This window comes from candidate division WOR-3 bacterium (genome assembly GCA_039804165.1).
Classification (GTDB): domain Bacteria; phylum Hydrothermota; class UBA3072; order UBA3072; family UBA3072; genus JAFGHJ01.
This window is the reverse complement of record JBDRZZ010000001.1, coordinates 158,673-180,160: the sequence shown is the minus strand read 5'-3', so window position 1 is coordinate 180,160 and position 21,488 is coordinate 158,673. Positions and strand designations below refer to the sequence as shown.

Annotated in this window: 18 protein-coding genes; 3 read left to right on the top strand and 15 right to left on the bottom strand. The window is 34.8% G+C overall.

Annotation, left to right across the window (positions count from 1 at the left end; translation table 11 throughout):
- Positions 1-25: 25 nt before the first annotated feature.
- Both ABIN61_00900 and ABIN61_00895 read right to left on the bottom strand, forming a co-directional pair.
- Positions 26-1,120: a 4Fe-4S dicluster domain-containing protein gene (locus ABIN61_00900; protein MEO0292766.1), complete on the bottom strand. Its 1,095-nt coding sequence runs from the start codon at positions 1,118-1,120 to the stop codon at positions 26-28.
- A 418-nt stretch (positions 1,121-1,538) separates the two neighbouring features.
- Positions 1,539-2,453 (bottom strand): DUF362 domain-containing protein, encoded by a 915-nt coding sequence (locus tag ABIN61_00895; GenBank protein ID MEO0292765.1) that lies wholly within the window; start codon positions 2,451-2,453, stop codon positions 1,539-1,541.
- Between the two features lie 98 nt (positions 2,454-2,551).
- Here ABIN61_00895 and ABIN61_00890 point away from each other — a divergent pair, with 98 nt between their 5' ends.
- Both ABIN61_00890 and thyX read left to right on the top strand, forming a co-directional pair.
- Positions 2,552-3,541: an ATP phosphoribosyltransferase gene (locus ABIN61_00890; GenBank protein ID MEO0292764.1), complete on the top strand. Its 990-nt coding sequence runs from the start codon at positions 2,552-2,554 to the stop codon at positions 3,539-3,541.
- A 2-nt stretch (positions 3,542-3,543) separates the two neighbouring features.
- Complete coding sequence (gene thyX, locus ABIN61_00885) at positions 3,544-4,179, top strand: FAD-dependent thymidylate synthase (GenBank protein MEO0292763.1); 636 nt, start codon at positions 3,544-3,546, stop codon at positions 4,177-4,179.
- A gap of 62 nt (positions 4,180-4,241) precedes the next feature.
- Here the strand turns inward: thyX and ppdK are convergent, their stop codons facing one another.
- The 12 genes from ppdK to ABIN61_00825 all read right to left on the bottom strand — a co-directional run bounded on the left by ppdK (position 4,242) and on the right by ABIN61_00825 (position 18,293).
- The gene (ppdK, locus tag ABIN61_00880) at positions 4,242-6,902 is read right to left on the bottom strand and encodes a pyruvate, phosphate dikinase (protein MEO0292762.1); all 2,661 of its coding nucleotides are present in this window, start codon (positions 6,900-6,902) and stop codon (positions 4,242-4,244) included.
- A 131-nt stretch (positions 6,903-7,033) separates the two neighbouring features.
- Positions 7,034-8,686: a dihydroxy-acid dehydratase gene (gene ilvD / locus ABIN61_00875; GenBank protein MEO0292761.1), complete on the bottom strand. Its 1,653-nt coding sequence runs from the start codon at positions 8,684-8,686 to the stop codon at positions 7,034-7,036.
- Positions 8,683-9,207: a 3-isopropylmalate dehydratase small subunit gene (locus ABIN61_00870; protein MEO0292760.1), complete on the bottom strand. Its 525-nt coding sequence runs from the start codon at positions 9,205-9,207 to the stop codon at positions 8,683-8,685. The genes ilvD and ABIN61_00870 overlap by 4 nt, the downstream gene beginning before the upstream one ends.
- On the bottom strand, positions 9,207-10,466 hold the full coding sequence (gene leuC, locus ABIN61_00865; GenBank protein MEO0292759.1) for a 3-isopropylmalate dehydratase large subunit: 1,260 nt from the start codon (positions 10,464-10,466) through the stop codon (positions 9,207-9,209). The genes ABIN61_00870 and leuC overlap by 1 nt, the downstream gene beginning before the upstream one ends.
- Before the next feature lie 3 nt (positions 10,467-10,469).
- Positions 10,470-12,002: a 2-isopropylmalate synthase gene (locus ABIN61_00860; GenBank protein MEO0292758.1), complete on the bottom strand. Its 1,533-nt coding sequence runs from the start codon at positions 12,000-12,002 to the stop codon at positions 10,470-10,472.
- A 191-nt stretch (positions 12,003-12,193) separates the two neighbouring features.
- A complete protein-coding gene (locus ABIN61_00855; protein MEO0292757.1) occupies positions 12,194-12,943 on the bottom strand; it encodes a P-loop NTPase in 750 nt (249 codons plus the stop codon).
- 12 nt (positions 12,944-12,955) lie between these two features.
- The gene (hypA, locus tag ABIN61_00850) at positions 12,956-13,360 is read right to left on the bottom strand and encodes a hydrogenase nickel incorporation protein HypA (protein ID MEO0292756.1); all 405 of its coding nucleotides are present in this window, start codon (positions 13,358-13,360) and stop codon (positions 12,956-12,958) included.
- A gap of 13 nt (positions 13,361-13,373) precedes the next feature.
- Positions 13,374-14,945 (bottom strand): hypothetical protein, encoded by a 1,572-nt coding sequence (locus ABIN61_00845; GenBank protein MEO0292755.1) that lies wholly within the window; start codon positions 14,943-14,945, stop codon positions 13,374-13,376.
- The gene (locus ABIN61_00840; GenBank protein MEO0292754.1) at positions 14,942-15,877 is read right to left on the bottom strand and encodes a hypothetical protein; all 936 of its coding nucleotides are present in this window, start codon (positions 15,875-15,877) and stop codon (positions 14,942-14,944) included. The genes ABIN61_00845 and ABIN61_00840 overlap by 4 nt, the downstream gene beginning before the upstream one ends.
- A complete protein-coding gene (guaA, locus tag ABIN61_00835; protein ID MEO0292753.1) occupies positions 15,868-17,385 on the bottom strand; it encodes a glutamine-hydrolyzing GMP synthase in 1,518 nt (505 codons plus the stop codon). The genes ABIN61_00840 and guaA overlap by 10 nt, the downstream gene beginning before the upstream one ends.
- Positions 17,382-18,029, bottom strand: a complete 648-nt coding sequence (rpe, locus tag ABIN61_00830; GenBank protein ID MEO0292752.1) for a ribulose-phosphate 3-epimerase — start codon at positions 18,027-18,029, stop codon at positions 17,382-17,384. Before rpe ends, guaA begins: the two co-directional genes overlap by 4 nt.
- 18 nt (positions 18,030-18,047) lie before the next feature.
- Positions 18,048-18,293, bottom strand: coding sequence for a hypothetical protein (locus tag ABIN61_00825; GenBank protein MEO0292751.1), 246 nt, complete (start codon positions 18,291-18,293; stop codon positions 18,048-18,050).
- A gap of 147 nt (positions 18,294-18,440) precedes the next feature.
- Here ABIN61_00825 and ABIN61_00820 point away from each other — a divergent pair, with 147 nt between their 5' ends.
- Complete coding sequence (locus ABIN61_00820; GenBank protein ID MEO0292750.1) at positions 18,441-20,708, top strand: family 43 glycosylhydrolase; 2,268 nt, start codon at positions 18,441-18,443, stop codon at positions 20,706-20,708.
- A gap of 12 nt (positions 20,709-20,720) precedes the next feature.
- On the opposite strand, the gene ABIN61_00815 is transcribed toward ABIN61_00820, so the two are convergent.
- Positions 20,721-21,464, bottom strand: a complete 744-nt coding sequence (locus ABIN61_00815; protein MEO0292749.1) for a polysaccharide deacetylase family protein — start codon at positions 21,462-21,464, stop codon at positions 20,721-20,723.
- Positions 21,465-21,488: the final 24 nt, after the last annotated feature.

Genomic DNA, 21,488 nt, shown 5'->3' with positions numbered 1-21,488 from the left:
ATAATCTCTAAAAATCAACCCATTTTTAAAAGGGGAATTCTTCTTTTCTGTTTTCCTTTTTGTTCTTTGATCTCTCAAAGCTCTTTACTTCTCTATGTACGAGGTTTGTCTCTATAACAATTGCTTTTGGAGTTGCCGGGCAAACAAACGCACATCCTCCACATCCAACACAAATTGAGGGCTCTGTAAAAGGTATTGATAATAAACCCTTATATGGAACCATTCTGATGGCTTCTGTAGGACATATCTCAGCACAGGCTCCGCAATTGGTTTTGTTTTTATACACAACACAAAAATCTTGAGTGAAATTAACCCTTCCTATTTGAATTTTCTTTTTCTCTTCCAATCTAAAAGGTAAAATTGCATTGGTTGGACATATATTTAAACACTCATTACACTCATAAGAACAATAACCACTTCTAAAATCCATAAAAGGAACGAAAGCTCCGAAAATCCCGTATTGAAATAAAGAAGGGCGAAGGACACCTGTTGGACATCTATTTACACATAGATAGCAGGAAGTGCATTTACTAAGAAATCTCTTTAGACTTATACTACCAGGAGGAGTAGGTGGTGAAGAATTAGAAAGTTTTTTGCCTTTTTCTCTCAAAAACAAATTAATTCCTAAAAAACAAATATAAGTCAAATAAAGAATAAATTTCCTTCTTTCTATATTTTTTTCTTTTCTCTTCTTTATAAATGAGACAAATCTAAATCTAATCGCAGAAAAAGGACATATAGAAAGGCAATTAAAACATCTTATACAAGAAAAATCATCAATTATTTTTTCTTTTGAATTTATACAGCTTCCCTTACAATTGAATTCACAAATTCCACAAGAAGTGCATCTTAATTTATCTATCTCTATTCTACATAAGGACCGAAAAGAAACCAAACTTAAGAAAGTCCCAAGAGGGCAGATAGAATTACAATAAAACCTTCCTTCTTTTAAAGAAAAATATATAACTCCACCTAAAATTAACCCAAGGATTGAGATAATAAAAAGATTAAAGTCAGGAAAATCCAATATTCGAAAAAAATAAAACCCTCTCTTTCTAAGAAAAAACTCTCCCAAATTATTAATCACAACAAAAATTGGTTTTATTAAATAATTTATCATTTTTCCAAAAATACTATAGGGATCTAGCCAACTAATTAAATAAGAACTACCAGAAAACAAACTTATAAGTAAGAAAAAAAGGATGGTAAAACGGAAAAAAAGCAAAGGCTTCTGATATTTAAATTTATTTTTTTTAATATATCTCCCAACCCTTATAAAAATATCCTGAAAGCCTCCTAAAGGACAAAAAAATGAGCAATATATTCTTCCGAAGAAGAAAGTCACAAAAATAAAAAAAATCACAAAAAAAATACTTAAGAAAAACTCTTTACTAAAAACAGAAAATAAAATAGGAACTATTTGAGTTTTAGAAGGTATCCCTCTTAAAGGAAAACAAAAAAAAGAAGAGGTTATAAAAACAAAAAAAGAAATTTCAAAAAAAATACGAAAAAACCTTAACTTATTTTTCACCATTCCATCAGAGGGTGATTCTCTTTATATTTAATTCTTCAAGATTAGTTTTACCAAGACCAAGTTTTTCTCCATAAATTATATATTTTATGTTTTCCGGATTCTCCCCTAATATTTTTGAAGAAGCAACATCCAAAGCTACAATATCTACTCCTAAAAGCTGGATCTCCTTCTTCAAAACATCCTCCATAGAACGAAATCTTGGGCCATTTTTTAACACATTATAAGCATCCACAACTGTGAGGTTCGGTTTTCTATATAAAGGAAACTCAGCAATACATCTATCAAGATCTGTTCTATGGTAATAAAATCTATCCCACACAACTCCCATTAAATTCTTAAAGGCAGAAGTCATCTTCGCGCTACTATGATGTTTTAATATAGGAACATTTATAAAAACATCGCTTTCTAAAATTAACTCATGAACTTTCACTTTCTTCAGAATATAAGCTTCTGGAATCACTACCTCCTGATAATAAGACTCTTTATTTGCATAAGCAATAGTGGCACCAGCTTCTTTTGCTACACTCTCGATTCCACTAATCTTATAGGTTGTAAAAGAGTCATCACAAGTATGGTCAAAAACATAAACTTTTCTTGCGCCTGCCCAAAAACAATGCTCAATAATTCTTTTAACCAATCCTGGATTTGTATTCGCCGCACTCTCAGGTTTTGCAATCCAGGCAATATTTGGCTTTACTACAACAATTTCTCCTTTTTTTACAAATCTCCTCATCCCTCCAAGAGCTTTTATTCCTTCATCAAACATTTTTTCAGGACTCCCACCTTTAACCGCAACAAGATCTGGGAAAACCTCTTCTTTTCTTTCTTCTGCGAATAAAGATTTTCCTTTAAAAGTAGAAGAAACCCCTGCAATTACTGCTATAGAAAATAACTTTTTTAAGAAATCTCTCCTATTCATTTGAATAAATAATAACAATAATTTTATAAAAAGTCAACAATTGGAACTTGACAATACTGATCTAAACAATTAATATTTTGAAAAATAAGGAGAAGAAAATGAATAAGATTAGATTGGGGCTTCCAAAAGGAAGTTTAAATAGTGTAGATAGAGGTAACACATATCAGTTATTCGTAGACGCAGGTTATGAAATAAGGGGGTATGAACCTGGAAAAGAATCAGACAAAAATCTAAAAATTTTAAATGATCCAGAAATTGAAGTTTATCTTGTAAGACCTCAAAGTGCTCCAGTTGAATTAAATAAAGGGCTCTTAGACATAGCAATTGTGGGAGAAGACTGGGTAAGAGAAGAAAGTCTTGCAAATTCTAAAAACAATGTTTTTAAAATAGGAGATCTCGAATATGGAAAAATAAGAATGGTTGCAGCTGTTCCAAAAGAGAAACCATATAACTCATTTAAAGAACTTTTCTATATGAGAAAAAATGAACCAATTTTGTGCTTTACCGAATACATAAACATCACAAGAGATTATATTTTAAAAAATGAAGCATATGCCTCAATTTATGGAGAAAAAAGCCCAATCGTCCAAATTAGAGGTCTTGTAGAAGGAGAAAATGAAATGGTTCAGATTATTAACTCTGATGGAGTAACAGAAGGTTACATCGCAAAAGGTGCAGATGTTATAGTAGACAATTCCCAAAGTGGAAAAACACTTAAAGAATATGGGCTGAAAGAAATAGAGGAAATTATGCAATCTTCTGCAGGACTTTATGGAGGGCCAACCTGTAAAGAATGGAAAAGGAAAAAAGCTGAGGATATATTCCAAAATTTGTATGGAGCAGTTGTGGCAAAAAAATATTTTGATGTGAAATTTAATGTTCCAAATAATAACATTGAGAAAGTTAGAAATTATCTAATTTCTAACAAATTATGCGCTGATGAACCAACAATAATAAAAGGAGAAAAATTTTCTCAAGTCAATATCTTAATTACCAAAGAAAGATTTCCTTTGGTCTTGAGTGATTTAAAAAAAACTTACAAAATATCTGCAATTGTCAGAAACGAAATAAAGCAATTTGTTAAATAAAAATGAAAGTTTCTCTAATAGACTCAGATCCAATAGAAAAATGCATAATAGCTGCAAGGACTTCTCACGGTTCAACCTCAGACAATATGGGGCCAAAAGATAAAAATCTAATTAAGAATTTAATAAAATGGGGACATACCTCTATTTTTGAACACTGTAATTATACTTTTAAGATAGAAGGAGTTTCACGGGCTCTTCTCCAAGAGCTTGTTCGACATAGAATGGCAAGTTATACTGTTCGTTCAACAAGATACACCTTAAAAGATCTTATAAAAGATGAAGAAATAGGAAAAGCAAAGAGCTTTAATGACTATAAAAAAATTGTTGAGAGATATTGTGTTGTTCCAGAATTACCAGAAAAAATTCTAAAAAGTTTTTATAAGACAACCGCTCAGAATTTAAAGTCCATTTTTTTATTTCTAAATAAGTACAAAATCCCTAATGACATTGCAAAGTATCTTCTACCCGAATCTTTCAAAACCGAGTTAGTTATGAGTATAAATGTGCGGAGTTTCAGAAATTTTCTCCAGTTAAGAACAAGTAAAAATGCTCTCTGGGAAATCAGAAAGCTTGCTTTTCTTATGTATGAATCAATCCCTCTAAATCACCGAATTTTATATGAAGATTTAGGCCTATAAAAACAAAACAAGGGCTCCCTTGCCCTTGTTTTGCTAGAGGTGTACGAGAAACAAAATAGTTTTTATTTATTTTTCTCTTTCAGAACAGCCTGAGCTGCAGCAAGTCTTGCAACAGGAACCCTAAATGGTGAGCAACTCACATAGTCAAGACCTATACGATGACAAAACTCAATTGATGCAGGATCTCCTCCATGTTCTCCACAGATACCAACCTCAAGTTTTGGATTTGTCTTTTTCCCTTTCTTTAGACCAATTTCAATTAACTGCCCAACACCCTCCTGGTCCAATGTTTGGAAAGGATCATTAGGAAGAATACCCTTTTCTATATATTCAGGAGTGTATTTACCAACATCATCTCTGGAAAATCCATAGGTTGTCTGAGTAAGGTCATTTGTCCCATAAGAGAAGAAATCAGCAACTTCTGCAATCTCATCTGCTGTCAAAGCTGCTCTTGGGAGTTCTATCATCGTCCCAACTTGATACTCCACACTCATACCTTTTTCTTCAAAAACTTGTTTAGCTACTTTATCAATGATTTCTCTTTGAGAAGCTACTTCTTCCTTCCTTGCCGCAAGAGGAATCATAATTTTAGGAAGAACTTTCACATTCTCTTTAGCCACATTTACAGCTGCTTCCAAAATTGCTCTTGCTTGCATTTCTGTAATTTCAGGCATTAAAATTCCAAGGCGGCAACCCCGAAGTCCTAACATCGGATTAGCTTCTTCAAGACTTTTTATCTTTTCTTCAACTTTCTTCACTGAAATACCCATATTTTGAGCAAGTTCCTCTATTGCCTTAGGATCCTCTGGCAAAAATTCGTGTAAAGGAGGATCAAGAAGCCTTATTATAACAGGATAACCATCCATAACCCTAAATAAGCCTTCAAAATCTTCTCTTTGCATTGGAAGAATTTTCTTTAAGGCTCTTTCTCTTTCTTCTGGAGTTTCAGATAAAATCATCTCTCTCATAGCAGGAATTCTATCTTCTCCAAAGAACATATGTTCTGTTCTTGCAAGTCCAATTCCTTCCGCTCCAAAATCTCTCGCTTTTTTAGCATCCGTAGGAGTATCAGCATTTGCCCTAACCCCAAGTCTTCTAATTTCATCAGCCCATTCCATTATTTTTTGAAAACTTCCAGAAATTTCAGGTTCTATTGTAGGAACTTCGCCTAACATCACAGCTCCTGTGCTACCATCAATTGTTATAAAATCTCCTTCTTTTACGACAATATCTTTAACTTTAAAACTTTTACTATTATAATCTATACTTATACTTTCTGCTCCAACAATACAAGGTTTACCCATTCCTCTCGCAACCACAGCTGCATGAGACGTCATTCCACCCCTGGAAGTTAATATCCCTTCAGCAGCGTGCATCCCAGCAATGTCTTCAGGAGACGTCACATGCCTCACAAGGAGCACTTTTTTTCCACTATTAGCCTTTTCCACGGCTTCTTCCGCAGTGAAAACAACCTCTCCTGAAGCCGCTCCAGGAGAAGCTGGAAGTCCCCTCGCAATAACCTCTACCTTTGCTTTTGGATCTATCATCGGATGGAGTAATTGATCAATCTGCTCAGGGCTAATCCTCATAATAGCTTCTTCCTTAGTAATGAGCCCTTCTTCTACCATATCCGCAGCAATCCTTACAGCTGCCATCGCTGTTCTTTTACCTGTTCTTGTCTGAAGAACCCAAAGTTTATTATTTTCTATTGTAAATTCAAGATCTTGCATCTCCTTTAGGTGAGTTTCAAGCTTCTTTCTAACATCCTCAAGCTGAGCATATATATCTGGCATTAGGTCTTCAAGAGCCTCTATAGGAGAACCAGACTCTATCTTCTGTTTATGAGTAATTGGCCCTGGAGTTCTAATACCTGCGACCACATCTTCTCCTTGAGCATTAAGCAAATATTCTCCATAAAAAGTATTTTCTCCTGTTGCGGGATTTCTTGTGAAAGCAACCCCAGTTCCACTCCCTTCTCCCTTATTACCAAAAACCATAGCCTGAACATTTACAGCCGTTCCCAAATTTTCCGGAATATTATGAATTCTTCTATATTCTCTTGCCCTTTTGTTATCCCAAGAGGCAAAAACAGCGTTAATTGCTCCTCTAAGTTGTTCCTTTGGGTCTTCCGGAAAATCTTTCCCTGTTTTTTCCTTAATAAGAGCCTTAAATTTCTCGGCAATTTCCTTCCAGTCTTCTCCTTTTAGCTCAGAATCAGACTTCACACCTTTTTCATCTTTCTTTTTCTGAATGATTTCTTCAAAATCATCATGATCAACTCCCATAACAACATCTCCATACATTTGAAGCAAGCGGCGGTAGCTATCATAAGCAAATCTTGGATCCACCTTTTCGGCAAGAGCTTTTGCTATTTTCTCATTCAATCCAAGATTCAAAACCGTATCCATCATCCCTGGCATTGAAATAGCCGCACCAGAGCGAACAGAAACAAGGAGAGGATTCTCCTCAGATCCAAACTTCTGTCCCATTACTTTTTCCAATTTCCTTAAATTCTCTTCTATCTGTTCTTCCAAACCTTCAGGATATTTCTTATGTTTTTCATAATAAATACAACATTCTGCTGTGATTGTAAAACCTGGGGGAACAGGAACTCCAATATTTGTCATTTCTGCAAGCCCCGCCCCTTTACTTCCCAAGATATTTTTCATTTTAATATTACCATCTGCTTTCCCATCACCAAAGAAGTACACCATTTTTTCCATCTCATTTTCCTCCTTTTTTGCTTTGGAAAAACAAATTAATTTACATTAAATTAAAAGACAATCTTATTTTTAACGCCCACAAAATATACACACTTTAAAGAAATGCAAGGGGTATTTTTTATGAATTATTTTTATTCAAAAACTGCACCCTCTCCAGCAGATTTAACCATCTTGGAATATCTCTCAAGGTATCCACGGGAAAGAGGTTTTTTCAAAGGCTTAAATTTTTTTCTCCTCTTCTCAAGTTCAGCATCTTCCACTAAAACATCAATCCTTCTGTTAGGAATATCAATCTTTATCTCATCCCCTTCCTTAAGAAGTCCAATTGGGCCTCCGAGAGCAGCTTCAGGAGAAATATGTCCAACAGCAGGACCTCTTGTCCCTCCTGAAAATCTTCCATCAGTTATAAGAGCAACTGACTTTTCAAGACCCATACCGGCAATTGCAGAAGTAGGATTTAACATTTCTCTCATTCCAGGTCCACCTCTTGGACCTTCGTATCTAATTACAACAACATCACCCTCTCTAATTTTCCTATTTAAAATAGCTTCGATTGCCTCTTCCTCAGAATTAAAAACTCTTGCTCTCCCAGTAAAACATCTCATAGACTCATCTACAGCGGATTGTTTTACAACAGCTCCTCCAGGAGCAAGATTACCCCTTAAAATTGCAATCCCACCTTCTTGACCATAAGCATTATCAATTGACCTAATTATATTACTATCATAAACCTCAGCATTCTCTGCTATTTCCTTTGTGGTAAGTCCACTAACAGTGATACAATCATTTATCTTCGATTTAAGGACTTTGAGAACGGCAGGAATCCCTCCAGCATAATTTAAGTCCTCCATATAATAATCTCCTGCTGGTTCAATCTTAACTATATTTGGTGTATCTTTACTTATCTCATCAAAAACTTCTAATGGCAAATCTATACCCACTTCGTATGCAATAGCAGGAATATGCAAAACTGTATTTGTAGAACCTCCTAAAGCCATATCTACTTTGATCCCATTCTCTATAGACTTTCTTGTTAAAATTTTATCAATAGTGACATTATTCTTAACTAAATCAACAATCCTTTCTCCAGAGCGATAAGCTATTCTCCTTTTCTCAGCAGAAACAGCTAAAGCTGTGGCACAACCAGGTAAAGAAAGACCCATAGCCTCGGTGAGACAAGCCATTGTATTTGCAGTATATAAGCCTTGACAGGATCCTGCTCCAGGACAAGCTTCTTTCTCAAGAGCAAACAGTTCCTCTTGAGTGATCTTACCTGCTTTATAAGCACCAACTGCTTCAAAAGTATTGCGAACAAGAGAAAGTTTCCTCATTTTATATCTTCCACTTAACATAGGACCACCTGTTACAACTATTGTTGGTAATTTAAGTCTTGCAGCACCCATTATCATACCTGGAGTAATTTTATCACAATTAGTAATAAGGACAATACCGTCAAGCTGATGAGCATTTATGAAAGTCTCAACAAAATCAGCTATTAACTCTCTTGAAGGTAAGCTGTAACTCATTCCACTATGCCCCATTGCAATTCCATCACAAATTCCAGGAACAGAACAATAAAAAGGAACTCCACCCCCTGCATAAATACCATTTATAACAGCTTCTTGAATATCCCTCAAATGGATATGCCCCGGAATTATATTAGTAAGAGAAGAAATGACTCCAATAAAAGGTTTATCTATATCCTTAGGATCAAATCCACATCCATAAAGAAGAGCTCTTGCAGGAGCTCTCTCAATACCTTTTTTTATTGCATCACTTCTCAACTTTCCCTCCAATCTCTTTTAATTTCAGGATAATTCTTTAAAATATACGGAATTAATCCGTTACATTTTATAAGTTCTAAAATCATATCCCCAAATGGTGGAAAAGAGTATTCTCTCCCTTGAGACTTATTGAGAATTTTTCCTTCTTCAAAAGAAATCTCTAATTCTTCTCCTTCTTGGATTTCCTGGGAAGCTTCAGGATGAATTATAAGAGGCAACCCTATATTAAAAGAATTCCTATAGAAAATTCTCGCAAATGTTTTAGCTATAATACACGAAATCCCGCTTTCCTTTATAGCAATAGGAGCATGTTCCCTTGAAGAACCACAACCAAAATTATCTCCTCCCACTATTATATCTCCCTTTGCGATCACCTTATTAAAGTTCTCCCCTTTAAGAGGCTCAAAAATGTGTGTCGCAAGCTCTTCTGGATTTGTGATATTAAGATAACGAGCTGGAATTATAACATCAGTATCTATATTATCTCCAAATTTCCAGACTTTGCCTTTTATTCTATTCATTATACAACCTCTTCAGGATGAACAATTCTTCCTGCAATTGCAGAAGCTGCTGCAACTGCGGGGTTGGAAAGATAAACTTCACTTTTATAATGACCCATCCTTCCCACAAAATTACGATTTGTGGTTGCGAGAGCTCTTTCACCTTCAGCAAGAACTCCAAAGTGACCTCCAAGACAAGGTCCACAAGTTGGGGGACCAATTACCGCTTCAGCTTCGGCAAAAATTTCAAGTAATCCATTCTTAAGAGCTTTAAGATAAATATCGGGTGTTGGAGGTGCTATTATCAACCTAACAGAGGGAGCAACTTTTTTACCTCTCAGAATCTTAGCAGCTATTTCAAGATCCTCATACCAACCATTTGTGCAAGAACCAATAAATACTTGATCAATTTCTATCTTCCCTATATTTAAAACACTTTCTGCATTAGAAGGAAGATGAGGTAAAGCAACTTGAGGTTCAAGTTCGGAAACATCAAAATTTTTTATCTCCGAATACTTAGCTTGAGGATCACTTTTATAGAACTTATATTCCCTTTTTGCTCTTCCTTTTACATATTCCTCAACCACTTCATCCGGAATAAATATTCCATTTTTCGCTCCTGCTTCTACTGCCATATTACTCATTGTGAGTCTCTGATATATGCTCAGAGATGAAACTACCTCACCCCCAAACTCCAAAGCTTTATATATTCCAGAAATATTTCCAAGCTCTTTTAGTGTCATAAGAATTAAATCCTTACCATAAACCCATTTTTTCAACTTTCCCGTATATTCAATTTTAATTGTCTCAGGAACTCTAAGCCAGATTTTCCCTGTCAAAAGCGCTCCTGCAAGATCAGTGCTACCAACACCAGTTGCAAAACATCCAAGAGCTCCATATGTGCAAGTATGGCTATCAGCTCCTATTACAAGATCTCCAGGGACAACAAGACCTAACTCAGGAAGTAGACAATGTTCAACTCCACATCTACCTGTTTCGAAGAAATATTTAACCCCCCACTTTCTCGAAAACTCCCTAAGTTTTTTCACATTTTCCGCAGATTTTATATCCTTATTAGGCGTAAAATGATCTGGAGTAAGAGCAATTTTATCATTTTTTATTTTTTTTGTTTCTATCTTCTCTATAATATCAATTGTTAATGGAGCAGTAATATCATTTGCCACCATAAAATCAACGGAAGCAAAAATGTGGTCTCCAGGATTAACTTCTTCCAAACCAGCATGTGCAGCAAGAATTTTCTCCGTTATTGTGTGCCCCATAAATTAAACTCCCTCTCCTTCTTTTTCTCTCATTTTCTTTTTTATCTCAAGACGGTTCAAAGCATTAACAAAAGCCTCAGCACTTGCAATAACAATATCAGTTTTCGCAGCTCTTCCTACAGAATCAATCCCTTTTTCTTCAATACGAACAGTAACTTCTCCTTGAGCATCTGAACCTCCAGTTATTGCACTAACACTAAATTGCTTAAGAGTAACCTTATCACGAACGATCTTACGAATAGCATTATAGACCGCATCAACAGGACCATCTCCAGAACCGGTTTCCTTAAAACACTTTCCTTCCACCTCAAGTTCCACAGTAGCAGAAGGAATAATATTTGTTCCCCCATAAAAACTAACCGAAATAAGTTTATATTTTTCCTTCTTTACAAAAAGCTCAGAAGCTGCAAGCATTTCAATATCTTCATCATATATTTCCTTCTTACTATCAGCAAGATCCTTAAATCTTTTAAAGAGTTCGTCTATTTTCTCATCGGAATATTGATACCCAAGCTCTTCTAATTTTTTCCTAAAAGCGTGTCTACCTGAGTGCTTTCCAAGAACTAAATTATTCGAAGGAAGTCCAATATCCTCAGGCTTTATTATCTCATATGTGCTTCTTTCTTTAAGGACTCCATCCTGGTGAATACCTGCCTCATGGGCAAAAGCATTTCGCCCAACAATAGCTTTGTTAGGCTGAACCTGAATGCCTGTAATTAAAGAAAGTGCTCTACTTGCAGGATAAATTTGCTTTGTGTTTATATCTGTTTTAACATCAAAAATATCTTTTCTTGTTTTAATTATCATTACAATCTCTTCCATAGAAGCATTTCCTGCTCTTTCTCCAATCCCATTAATTGTGCATTCAACTTGTCTTGCCCCTCTTCTCACAGCTGCAATAGAATTCGCTACAGCAAGCCCAAGATCATTATGGCAATGAACACTTATAACTGCCTCATTCTTTATCTCATCTTTAAGAAAAGAAATCAAATTGGCAAACTCATCTGGAGTTGTATATCCAACAGTATCAGGAATATTTATATATCTTGCCCCTGCCCTTATCACAGCCCTACAAATTTCTGCAAGAAATTTTGGCTCTGATCTTGTTGCATCTTCTGCAGAAAACTCAACATTATCTGTGTATTTCTTTGCATATTCAACACCTTTTACAGCTGCTTCAAGAACTTCCTCAGGCTCCATTTTTAACTTATACTTCATATGAATAGGAGATGTTGCTATAAACACATGAATACGGGGTCTTTTAGCGTATTTTAAAGCCTCCCAAGCGCGATCAATGTCTACTTCTTTTACCCTAGCCAGACTGGCTACTTCCGGACCCTTCAAAATTTTCGAAATTTCTGTAATCGCTTCAAAATCTCCTTCTGAAGCAATTGCAAAACCTGCTTCCACACAATCTACATTTAATTTTTGAAGGTGGAGAGCCATTTTTATTTTCTCATCTACATTCATACTAAACCCTGGGGCCTGCTCACCATCTCTAAGGGTTGTATCAAAAACATAAACTTTATCAGGCATTTTTCCTCCTTTTAGGTCCGAAAAGCGCCCTTTAAAAATATATTTGTTTGAAAGTATCATATTTTATATTTTTGTCAAGTGCAAAGGAATAGTTGTCCACCCAAAAATTCTACATCAAAAGTCAAAAAGGCTGGATTTTTATCCCATTCAATAATAAAGGTTATTTCCTAAAAGCTCTTTTACGAGATTCTCTATATCCCCAGTTTTGAAGAATTTTTCAATAAACTCATATTAATTATCTTTCTCAAATCCTTTGCAAAATTTGTACTTAGAAGTTTTTCGGGATCGCCAAAACATTCTTCATATTCTTTATCAAAATTTATTCTTCCCAAAAAGGGTATTTTAAGTAAATTCAATTTGTTTTCTTCATAACTTACTTTCGGAAGATTTATATTTTCAATTAATCCAATTACCTTTTTACTTAGCTTCTCACATACTAATAGAACTTTCCTCAAAGTTTCAAAACTCAACTTAGACTGATTCCCAACCATAACAAATTCTATATTTTTTATCACCCTAATAACATCTAACATTAAGTCTCCAATTCCAGGAGGCATATCAATAAAAAGATAATCAAGCTTCTCCCATCTTGTTATTGCCATAAGTTCAATTAAAACATTGGAGAAATCTTCCCCTCTAAGAGGTAAAGGGTTATCTCCTACAAAATAAACAATAGACATAAATTTAATTCCTTTTACAATGGGTGGAATAATTCCTTTCTCTTCCTTAGGGAAAACGTCTTCAAATCCAAGAATTATGTGAAGAGCTGGACTACTAAAATCCAGATCTAAAAGCCCAACTTCTTTTCCAAGATCTTTAAAAAGAAGAGCCATAAGAGAAGCAACCGAACTCTTCCCAACACCTCCCTTTCCTCCTGTAATACCAATTATTCTTTTTACTTCTTTAAGTCTCTCATCAATAATATTAAATCTTGGATCCATAAAAATAAATTTTTAAGGTAGACTTTCTCCTTTTATCCACTCAATCCAAACTCCTCTTCCTTTTAAAACCTCAAAATCAGAGCTCCCACAGGAAGGGCACTTACAATAAATTTTAATCAATTCTGGAATAAAATGAACTCTCTCTCTCTCACTCTCATTTAAGGGACTTCCCCTGAAATTCCATTTTTCTCCACAAATTCTACATTTAAAAGAAGCTTCCTCTTCCTCTATTATAAATTGCACTTTTAATTTTTTCATCTTTAAAAATTCTTCTAATGCGGAAATTAAAACTTCCTTCTCTATCTCTTGTAAACTTCCAAGCTTAACAAGAACCTTATTAACTTTTAAAAGCCTATTTTCTTCTTTGTATCTTAAAACAGTATTTACAATAGCTTCTGCTAAAGCCCATTCATGCAAAATAATCCTCCTTTTAACTTTTTTCCTTTAGCCACAAAAACCAATCGAAAAACAAAAGCAAGATTAAAAAAGAAATAAAAAACCAGTTGTGACGAAGATTTATTAAAATTTCCCTCTCTTTAAACATAAAATCTTCCATTTTTACCTCCCCTTTCCATTCTCCACCTCCACTAACTTTCCCTATCCCAGAGAGGAGAAAAGTATCTATCCCAATTTTATCCTTCTTTCTTTCCACAACTTCTATCTCATCTTCCATTACCCCACCATCATATTCAACTTTAAAATAGTGTTTTCCTCTTTTTAGACTCTTAACTATTACCGAATCGCCCCCTAACAATTTTTTCTTCCCATCCCAGAAAAAGGAATAGACACCTTCCAGAGGCTTATTAAAACGGAGAATGAAATCATCCCCTTCAAGTATTTTCTTAGAATAAGAAAAATTTGGTTCCTCCTCTATCAACTCCCGCACTAAATTATCCATTACCTTTCTAAAAAGATTTTCCTCTTGTAGACCTCCTAAAATAGCAAGCCTCCAAAGTTCAAGATAAGTAAACTGAATAACCATTCCTCTTTTAAAAAGCATCTTATAGCCCACAATCTCCCCTTCCACCTCAATCTCTTTCGAAGCCCTTTTTATTCCTCCGGGTTTTATGCAAAAACTTTCAGGAAGCTTCCCAGAAGACTTACTTAAATTTCCGGCAATCACAGGTAAAAAATTAAGTTCTACAGGAACCTCACTTACAATAATAACATTCCCTCCTTTCCCAAGATACCTTTCTATTTCCTCAATATATTTAGAAGGATCTTCCAAAATACAAATAATATCATATTTATCGTTATCTATCTTGAAATTTCTCCCTTCCTCTACTTTCCAAGTTTTATCTTCAAAATATCTCTTTATAAATTTATGGTTCCAATAAGGAACCTCTTCCACAATTAGAAGCTTTTTCTTATCCTTAACTTTAACCGTCCAACTAACCTTATCCACAGTGTCTTTTCCACTCAAAAGAAAAATCTCAATATTATTTTCCCCAACAAAAGGGAAAAAAGAAAAATCAAAGATTCCTTCTTTTCTTACCTCTTTTCTTTCAATCGTTCCGTTATAATTTATTTCTAATAAAGCTTTTGGTTCAACATTATAATAGTATAATGTAAGCTTAACAGAATCTCCAAAGGTACTAGAAGAAGGGCCATAAACCGAAATAAATCCAGAAACACCTTTATCAAACTCTGGAATTAAAAAATAAACAGGAATCCCAAGTCTTGCTGCCACTTCAACAGGATTTTCTCCTTTTGTATTAGAACCATCAGAGTAAAGAATGATGAACCTCGCCTCTTCATATTTTCTTTTTACATCAAGAAGAGCTTCTCCAATATCCGTCCCCTCTCTCCCCTCCCCAAAATAAACCTTTTTTAGTGGGTATTGAGAAACAATCTCAACATCTTTAGCACCTTTCATTGACTCACTTCTATCAAATAGCAATACCCCATAAATAGGAACTTTTTTCTTAAAAAGAAAAACGGGATGAAAAATTCCTATTAAAAGAAGAAACAAAATAAACCATTGAGTTAGCCTTATTTTCATTCTAAAACTTCACTTTCAGGAAAAACTTCCTTAAGCTTTTTAATTAGAATTGAATCACAACAAGCCACAAATCCATCCATCAAATATCTCTTCCACATATTAATAACTTTCTCTTCTTCCAAACTTTCAAGTTCAAGAATCCAATTTTTAAAAGTGTCCATTTCAACACCCATTGAGGCCATAAAAACTAAAAGTTTACTTCTACTTTCTTCTTTTGTTAAACTAACTACCCAACCTAACAAGTCTAAAGCAGCCCTTTTTATTTCTTTTTCTGAGGGATATAAAGTCAGAAAAGGAACTTTCTCTATAGATAGATAAATAAAAAAAGGAGAGGGAGCGGTCTCTGGAGAAAACCTAACTCTAAATTCTCTATTATTCATAACTTTAAGAAAAACCAGGAAAGAACAGAAATCTTCTGAATAAGGGGGAGGAGAAAAATTGGCAATAAAATTTTCTTTGCCTCTATATATGTGTTTTCCAAAAACTCTCTCCAAATTATAATATGAATTATGTAAAGAAATAATTGAATCCGGAATTAATCTTGCCAATTCTATAACTTCCTCCTCATTTATATCTCCAGTAATCCCTATTGATAGATTCACAATAGGAGAAGAACAATGAGGAAAATCCTTAAGGACAAGTCTAAGAAGATTTATAGGTTCTTCAATTTTCTCAACAAAAAAAATTTCCCCTTTACAAAGTAAAGAAATAAACTCAGAAAAGCTATAAATAGATTGAGGATTTTTGAGATAATAATAATTATATCCATCTCTCTCGAAAAGATCTATCTTATCTTGAATAATTTTAGCTATTGGGCTTAGCTCAAAACCCACAGAAATCTTTGGAACAGAACACTCTTCGTCTTTAAAAATTTGAACACCAGAAGGAAGAATTAACTCAGAAATTGATAAAATAAAATTTATTATTCCCATTCAATAGTAGCTGGAGGCTTTGAACTTACATCATAAACAACTCTATTAACTCCCGGAACCTCATTCATTATTCGCCTGGCAATATTACTAAGAGCTTCCTTCTTAAAAGGAAACCAATCGGCAGTCATTCCATCAGAGCTCTTTACAGCTCTAAGAGCTATTAGATTCTCATAGGTCCTTGTATCTCCCATTACTCCAACAGTCTTAACAGGAACAAAAATTGCAAAAGCTTGCCATATTGAGTTATAAAGATTTAGACTTTTCAAAGTATTTATAAATATATAATCAGCTTCTCTTAAAATTTCCAATCTCTCCTTAGTTACTTCACCTATAATTCTAACAGCAAGACCTGGTCCTGGAAAAGGATGCCTTTTGTAAAACTCTTTTGGGATCTTCAAAAGTTTGGCAATCTTCCTCACCTCGTCTTTAAAGAAATCTTTTAAGGGTTCTATCAAAATAAGATTGAGATTTTCTGGAAGACCTCCTACATTATGATGGGTTTTTATCGTATGAGAAGGTCCTACACTCGGCATACTCTCTATTCTATCTGGATATAAGGTCCCTTGAATAAGATACTTAGCTCCTATTTTTCTTGCCTCTTCTTCAAAAAGTTCTATGAATTTTTTTCCTATAATTCTTCTCTTTTCCTCAGGATTTACAATTCCTCTTAAAGCATCCAAAAAGGTCTTCTCTCCATCTATAACTCTTATTCCAAGGCTCAATCTTTCGGCCATCATTTTTATTTCCTCTTTTTCCCCTTTCCTTAGTAGACCAGTATCCACAAATATTGGAATAAATTTTTCTCCCAAAATTTTCCTTGCAAGGACAGCACAAACTGTAGAATCAACCCCACCACTATAAGCCAAAACAGCTTTACCATCTCCTTTATATCCGTTTACTATTGTATCTTTAGCAATTTTAAGAAAAGAAGAAGAAGTCCACTCACCCTCAACCTTACAAATTGAATAAAGAAAATTTCTTAAAATTTTTTTCCCTTCCTTAGTATGAGTAACCTCAGGATGAAACTGAAGCCCATAAATATTTCCCTTTTTTATTGCTGCAAATTCTGAGTTAAGTGTTTTCCCAATAACCTTAAATTCAGGAGGAATTTTAGTTAATTTATCTCCATGACTCATCCATACAATTGTTTTTTTTGACAATCCTTTAAAAATCGGATCTTCTCCGGGGAAAAATTCTGCTCCTCCATATTCTCTTAATTTAGAACTTAAAACTTCCCCACCAAAAACTTTACCCAAAATCTGTAATCCATAACAAATACCAAGAATTGGCAAACCTAACTCAAAAATCTCTCTATGAGGGAAAGGAGCTCCTTCTTCAAAAACACTCCAAGGTCCTCCAGAGAGGATTATTCCTTTAGCGTCAGCGAGATCTTCTGGGGGAGTGTCCGGAGGTAGAATCACAGCATAAGTCTTTAATTCCCTAACTCTCCTTGCAATTAAATGAGTATATTGAGAGCCAAAATCAAGAATTACAATTCTTTCTTTCACTTTAACCCCTTAAGTCGCCTTATGGCATAAGCTCTATCCTTAGAAGAAAATATATAAGAATTTGCAATTATTACATTCGCTCCTGCACTAAGCACCGAATCGATTGTCTCATCATTAATTCCCCCATCCACAGCTATATCAAGAGTAGGAGAACTTTGCCTAAGTTCCTTTATCTTCTTGAGAACTTCAGGAATAAATTTCTGACCTGAAAAACCAGGATAAACACTCATAACAAGGATAGAATCGACCTCCCTTAAATAAGGCTTTACAGTTTCAACTGAAGTATCTGGATTTAATACAATTCCACTTTTAACATTCATTTTTCTTAATTTGTTTATTATATTTAAAGGTTCACCTTCTGCCTCAAGATGAAAATAAATCCAAGAACACCCTGCTTTTACAAAATCTTCAAGATATTTTTCAGGATATTTTATCATTAAATGAGCATGAAGAGGGAGCTTTGATAATTTTCTAATCCCTTTTATTACAACTGGCCCAAAAGTAATGTTTGGAGCAAAAACCCCATCTATCACGTCAAGATGGACAGAATCTCCTCCAGAGTCTTCTATTATTCTTAAAATCTCTCCAAGTTTAGAAAAATCCTCAGCAAGAATAGAAACTGAAACATGAATTTCTCTATCCATTCTTAAAGATCTCCATTGTTACAGTTCCTCCTTCAATAAACTCAAAAGATCTAAAGTTTGACCAAAAATAGAATCCTTCTTTCCAAGCCAAAACTCTTTGAGAGAGATTCCTTTCAAAAAAACCTTATAATAAGGCAAAATAGAAGCAAAAAACAATAAGGAGAGAGAAATCTTACTTTCAATCTTATGACTCTCTTTTATCAATAATTTACATACAAACTTAGGAAAGTATCTCTTCTTAACTACCCTAATAACTAAATCCATATAGGAATATTAGATTTTATTTCCAATATGTCAAGTTGGAACTTTTTTGATTGACTTAATTTTTTATCCAAATAATAAAAATCTTGACAAATCTGGAATAATATTTATAATTATAAAAAGGGTATTAGGAAGAAAAAAGGAGGAAAAATGAAAAGATTTTTTGTATTAGTAAGTTGTTATTTAATTATCGGAATATATGGATATGGGGGGTCGCCATCTTTTCAAACTTATATAAACCCTGTAATCCCTGGAGACCATCCGGATTGCACTTTAACAAGAGTTGGAAACGATTTTTATACAACAGGCTCCTCTTTTAACGTAACACCAGTTATTTATCACTCTACAGACTTAGTTCATTGGGAAGCAATTGCTCAACCTGTAAGGGCCTCCTGGCCAGAGTATGGGGATCAACCTGGGGGTGGATGTTGGGGAGGTCATATGGTTTACTATAAAGGTAAATACTGGCATTTCTTCTCTCTTGGAGGGCATATGCGCTATGTGACAGCAGAGGACCCCAGAGGACCTTGGAGCGATCCAGTAACAATTAACGATCCTCCACAACTTCCCTACACATTAGGCTATGACAATTCAATATTCATTGACGATGATGGTAAATGGTATCTTCTTGTAAAAAATCTCCAACCGAATAATGCAATTGTAGAATTGGACTCTACGGGACAACCTACAGGTGTGGTTTATAATCTATCCTGGTTAAATCCAGCACCTAATTACCCATACAGTTGGGCAGAAGGACCTGTAATGTGGAAATATAAAGGTTATTACTATTATTCATTTGCGAGGGATTTAGGTGGAGGGCAATATGTAATGAGAAGCCCTATTCTTACTGATGATTCTTCCTCATGGGAAATGTTGGGTGATTTTTTCAATGAGAATGACCCTAAGAAAAACACTTCTCTTTTTACAAGACCAAATCACGCTTCCCCTGTTGTAATGCTTGATGATAGCACCCACTGGGTTCTCCATCCTCTTTATGCAAAAGATGATTGGAAAGGACAAGGGCGACAAGGACTTTTAAATCAAGTTCATTATGACGAAAATTTAAAACCCACCGCCGATTATCCCATAAATACTTATTTCACCGCACCAAATCTGCCAAGTAGTGGCATTCCATGGATGGTCCCACATTCTGATTTCTTTGATTCTCTAGAGTTAAATCCAGAATGGTCATTTTTAGGTTACACCCCAGAAGAAAAACATTCTCTTACTGAACGTCCTGGATGGTTGCGGTTATCTCCTAAGAGCAGTTCAAAACCAACCACAATTATAAAGAATGATGGAGAACATAATTATTCACTTATAACCCGCCTTGACTTTACTCCACAATCACAAAATGATGAGGCAGGACTCTGGATTATGAGAGGAGATGAAACAAAGTTTTTAAAATTATATAGCTCTGTAAATGATAATGGAGAAAAAGTAATTGTATTTAGTTTTGAAAATACAAAATACGAAGTCCCTAATTTAATAGGAGATACTTTATGGCTCAGAATTATTAGGAATAACCACAACATTAGTGGTTTTTACAGCGAAGATGGAATCAATTGGATAAAACTGGGGGGAAACATTAATATTTCTATAATTGATTCATATTCTGACTACACGACATTCACTGGAACAAGGCAGGGATTATATGTTAAAGGGGATACTCCTGCATTTTTTGATCTATATATTTATCGAGATGCATACACACCAATGATGGCTGCTTGCCCAGCAAACCAATTTGGAACTTATAGAAGACCCCAATTCTTAGATAGCATTCATAATAATGACTGGGCTTTATATGCAGGGGTTGAATTTGGAGGAAATTCTGATTATCCAAAAGCCCCGGATTCTCTTGGATTTTCAGCCTCATCCGCAACTTCTGGTGGAATTATTGAAGTTTGGCTTGATTCTCTTGACACTGGGAGAAAAATTGCAGAATGTGAGATTACCACTACAGGTGACTGGCAAACTTTTAAGGTATTTAAGACAAAAGTAGATCCTGTTTCTGGTAACCACGACGTTTATTTAAAATTCAAAGGAAGTGGCACGGATAGACTTTTCCAACTTAAAACTATCAAGTTTTTAATCGAAGGAGATACCTCTCTTTCCTATGTGGAAGAGGATTTCTCATCTAAAATTCCCAAAACCTACATCTTAGAGCAAAACTATCCTAATCCTTTCTCTCTTTATACGACTATTAATTTTGGAGTTCCTGAAAAATCTTTTATCTCCTTGAAAGTATATAATCTTCTTGGTGAAGAAGTCGCAGTCCTTAGAGAAGAGGAGTTATCTCCAGGAATTTATTCTGCAAAATTTGATGCATCGCAATTACCCAACGGTGTATATTTCTACATAATTAAAGCAAAAGACAAAAAATTCTCTGAGACGAAAAAAATGATTTTAATTAGATAAAAAAGAAAACTGCTATTCTACATATTTCCACATTTTGTATTCAACAAAAGGATTTATCCCTTTTCTACTAAATAAGTCACTCAACGTAACAAACTCATAGCCAAGGTCCTTAAGAGCAGGGATAAGAATATCCAACGCTTCGGGTGTTGGATGAGGATCAGGTTGAAAATCGTGAAGCAGAATTATAGCACCGTCTCTTATATATTTGAGAATGCTATCCGCTCGCTCTGAAGCTGTGGTATTACATGCTGCCCAATCATATCCAAGAATACCCTCAGCAAAAGGAAGATCTATTGCCTCAAACATTGTGTTATTTACAGCAAGGTTTGGAGGACGAAAGAACTTAGGAAGAACTTTAGCATACTTATATACAGAATCATTGGTTTTTTGGACTGACTCTTTAATCTGTTTTGGCTTCCAGGAGGTCATAGTTGCATGTTCAAAAGAATGGTTTGCTATCTCACACCCCCTCAAAACAGCGCGTTCTAAGACAGACTTCGTATTTTTATTTACCTTATTTCCTATAACAAAAAAAGTAGCCACAACATTATGTTTTTCCAACTTATCTAAGACTAAAGCAGTCTTAACCAAATCAGGTCCATCGTCAAAGGTAAGAGCACAAAGCTTCTTAGGTGCAGGTTGTGTAGTGTCTGGCTGTGTAGTATCTGGCTCTGGTTGAGTAGGCACCTCATTAGAAGAACCACAGGTCAACAGAAAAAAGCAAAAAAACAAAAAGATTATAAAAAATTTTTTCATAAAACCTCCTATTTTTCTATGGAA